The 3,550-nt window shown below is 36.0% G+C and carries 3 protein-coding genes and 1 pseudogene; 2 read left to right on the forward strand and 2 right to left on the reverse strand.

Annotated features, from left to right (window positions below; translation table 11 throughout):
* Positions 1–905 precede the first annotated feature (905 nt).
* Positions 906–1,493: a Uma2 family endonuclease gene (locus tag ACE1AQ_RS21930; protein ID WP_008203643.1), complete on the forward strand. Its 588-nt coding sequence runs from the start codon at positions 906–908 to the stop codon at positions 1,491–1,493.
* A gap of 285 nt (positions 1,494–1,778) precedes the next feature.
* On the opposite strand, the gene ACE1AQ_RS21935 is transcribed toward ACE1AQ_RS21930, so the two are convergent.
* Both ACE1AQ_RS21935 and ACE1AQ_RS21940 read right to left on the reverse strand, forming a co-directional pair.
* Positions 1,779–2,231: a hypothetical protein gene (locus tag ACE1AQ_RS21935; protein ID WP_008203641.1), complete on the reverse strand. Its 453-nt coding sequence runs from the start codon at positions 2,229–2,231 to the stop codon at positions 1,779–1,781.
* 8 nt (positions 2,232–2,239) lie between these two features.
* On the reverse strand, positions 2,240–2,587 hold the full coding sequence (locus tag ACE1AQ_RS21940) for a hypothetical protein (protein WP_008203639.1): 348 nt from the start codon (positions 2,585–2,587) through the stop codon (positions 2,240–2,242).
* Positions 2,588–2,714: 127 nt separating this feature from the next.
* Here ACE1AQ_RS21940 and ACE1AQ_RS21945 point away from each other — a divergent pair.
* A pseudogene (locus ACE1AQ_RS21945) lies at positions 2,715–3,550 on the forward strand (IS630 family transposase); the annotation flags it as partial.

A 3,550-nucleotide genomic window follows, 5' to 3' on the forward strand; every position in this document is an offset into this window, starting at 1 on the left:
CCCAGTATTATTACTACTAATACTATCCATAAAGGGTGTCTTTTTCCTTGATCTTTCCGAAAGTCCTTGACTTGTTTCAGTTTTTCTATTAAGCTCAACATATATTTGAAAGGTTGGCGGTCACTTCTCATTTTACAAAGATAGTGATCGCTTTTACTTTTGATATTCTGATGGGAGAATGAATCAACCCTACCTTAATAAGGGGGTGTCGATAGGCGGGGGGATCTGAAAGTTTTTAATACCTACCTACTTAATTATATATAGCGTTTTTCAGTCTCCTGATGTACAAAAGTTATGGGTTTTAGGCAAAAGGCAAGAGGCAAAAGGGAAGAAAAATAGGTGTACATCACTAGCTTAGGAAATGCTATATATCTTAGCAAATTTTTTTTCAAGCTAGGGCTTGTTACCTTGGCACCTGATGTGGGAATTGATGACACTCGGCGATTCGCACTTGGACAGGTAATGCTTCTCCCTCTAAATTTATGCTACCCCAGGAGATTCCTCCCAGAGAATCAATACTAATGGCGGCTTGACAACCACCACCTGAACGGTTACGATGAATATTTGTACACAAATTGAGGTTAGGATAAAATGTTAATAAAAATCACAGAAATACAAGCCTCCGATAGTGTAAAAATTTATATGCAGTTCGAGAATATAATAAGAAGAAAGAACAAAAATTTTTCAAACAGGAGCCACTAATATTGTCAATGACTAGGTATAATTATTATTAACTTCGATCAAACAGGGAATCTCCCAAGTAAGTCCACCCAGTCAGGTTACTTGAGAATTTGGCTTACAAGTTGGGGGTAAAACTGGTATCTCTTTAGGGAAAAAAGGTTCAGCACAAGTCAATAGTAAGGCTGCTATTGAATGGAAATTTAACCAAGATAAGGGAGGTTAGTATGCAAGTTCAAATCGAAAAACGGTATTATACACCCGAAGAATATTGTCAGCTAGAAGAAACAGCAGAATACAAAAATGAATATTTAGATGGAGAAATTATTCCCATGGTAGGAGCAACTACTAATCATAATCTGATTGCTTTGAATTTCTGTAAAAATTTTCCAGCTAAGATTAATAATGAAGATTATTGGACTTTCATTAGTGATGTCCGGTTATGGATGCCAATATACCGCTTTTATACTTATCCTGATGTCATGGTAATTAAAGGCAAACCATTATATGAAGGAAAAGGCACAAATACCGTAACTAATGCCTTAATCATTGTCGAGGTTTTATCAAAATCAACCAGAGATTATGACCGCACTGATAAGTTTAAGTTTTATCGTTCAATTCCTGACTTTAAGGAATATATTTTGATCGATCAATACCGTTATTATGTGGAACAATTTTATCAACAAGATAATGGAGAATGGTTGTTTAAAGCATCTGAATCAGAGAATGATGTTTTAAGGTTTAATTCTGTGGATTTTCAAATCTCATTGCTGGATATTTATCAACGAATTGATTTTAATTTAAGTGAAGAATAAGGATTAAATCCCATCTCAATTATCTACCAAAATCAGTTGATATTGCCATTCTCAAGATCAAGAAGGAAACCCAAAAAAAATAAGAGGATCGAAATAGCGATCGCTATTTCAGACGGATTGAGGTGTTGGGTTTAGTTTTCCCTTAAAATTGAGAGGTTTTCTTTAACCTATTGATTCGCTCAAACCAACCGACGGACTTTATGAAAGGTGGCTAAATAAGTAATCATTATGTTCCTCATTTCAGGTTAGCATTAGATTATATTGGCTCTTCTAGGTTCTGTGTGATCAGTTTAACTTACATAGGATCGATCGATCTTTGTGTCCTCTGTGTCTCTGTGGTTCCTTCCACTCCCTCGCTCTTGAGGAATGTATCTTAGAATACATTTTACCCACCAAACCTGGGATAGCCTTATATTCTTCGCGGATTGATGAAGTTAGAGATTCCACTAAGATTAATTTTTCCTCAATTGACAGGGTTTTTCCTTGTTTAATTAATGTTTGTAAAGGCATCTTTTTCAAATCAAATTCAGGCACAATTAGAGACAATTCTTGTGTTTGTTGATTTTGTAAATCAGTAATTAATTCTTGTAAAAATAGAGAATCATTACTTAAGTCTGAAACTTCATCTTCGTAGTTTTCGAGAGCTTCTAGTTGTTGAATACGGTCACTATAATTTTTGAGAAGGGCTGCGAGAGCGTCGATAATAAATTGGATGTCTTTAAATGATAGAGTTTTCATAGTTTACCTCAACTTACACGATAAAAAAATTTATCAATTACCCTTAAAGCTTGTTGATAGGTTTCTATTGACATGGGAAATAAGGGTTTCCATAACCAGTGATTACCTCGATCATTAATTAATTCTAGCTCACTGGGAATAGAAGTACCCCGATCTAGTTTCCACCAGTTGTTTCCTATTCCCTGAACGGAAAAGGTGGAAATTACTCCCGGTGTTTGTCCATCAACAAGGGTTTCTTTTACCCATATTTGCCCATTATTTTCATAGATAGCAATATCTTTGTTAGGACGAACACGATCCATTCTGGGAGATGTAGCATTACCTCTACCGTATAAATCAACGGGTGTTTTTATCATTTGTCACCTCCCTAATTCCCGTACAAGTTGCATCACTTGTTCATAAGCTGCCCTATTATAGCAATTCTTGAATCTATGAGGTACAATGGAGGGTAAATAGACAAATAATAGAATTCGCCAGCTTCCTATGAGACCCTATTCCGTAGATTTTCGCCAAAAAATTATCGATGTCTGGAAGAAAGAAAAAATTTCCATTCGAGGACTAGCCCAGAGATTTGACGTGGCTAAAAGCTTTATTCAGAAGTTATTGAAGCAACATAAAGAAACAAGAGATATACGTCCTCTTCCGCAAGGGGGAAGTCCGCCAACCAAGTTAAATAGTGAACAACTGATAATTTTAATAGAAATCATCGAAGCTAACAATGATGCAACTCTCGAAGAATTATCGGACTTACTGTATGAAAAGACACAAGTGAAAGTCAGTAGAGCCACCCTGGGGCGGCTTACGCAAAAACTCAATTACAGTTTCAAAAAAAACACTACACGCGGCGGAAAAAGAAAGTGAAAGGGTACAGCAAAAAAGAGTGGACTACTGGTCTTAAGTGCGTGAAATTGAGGAATCAAAACTAATTTTCATGGATGAATCGGGGGTAAATTTAGCCCTTTTGAGACTCTATGCTAGAGCCTTAATTGTCCAAAAATCTCGGGAAAGAAAACCACAAAAAAGAGGGAAATATTTCAATAATTAGTGCTACAAGCTTAGAAAAAGTTGTCGCATCAGTCAATATATACGGTGCAGTGGATGCGGTAGCATTTGAAGGATTTATTCTGAAGGAAGTGCTTCCAAAAATTAAAGAAGGAGACTGTCTGATCATGGATAATGCCAAGATTCATCTCGGAGAAATGGTCAGAGAAATAATTGAACAAGAAAAAGCTAGACTCATCTATTTACCTCCTTATTCTCCCGAATTCTCTCCTATTGAAAACTTTTGGTCAAAAGTCAAAGCGATATTAAGAAAACTG

The sequence above is a fragment of the Microcystis sp. BLCC-F209 genome (assembly GCF_041928595.1).
Taxonomy (GTDB): domain Bacteria; phylum Cyanobacteriota; class Cyanobacteriia; order Cyanobacteriales; family Microcystaceae; genus Microcystis.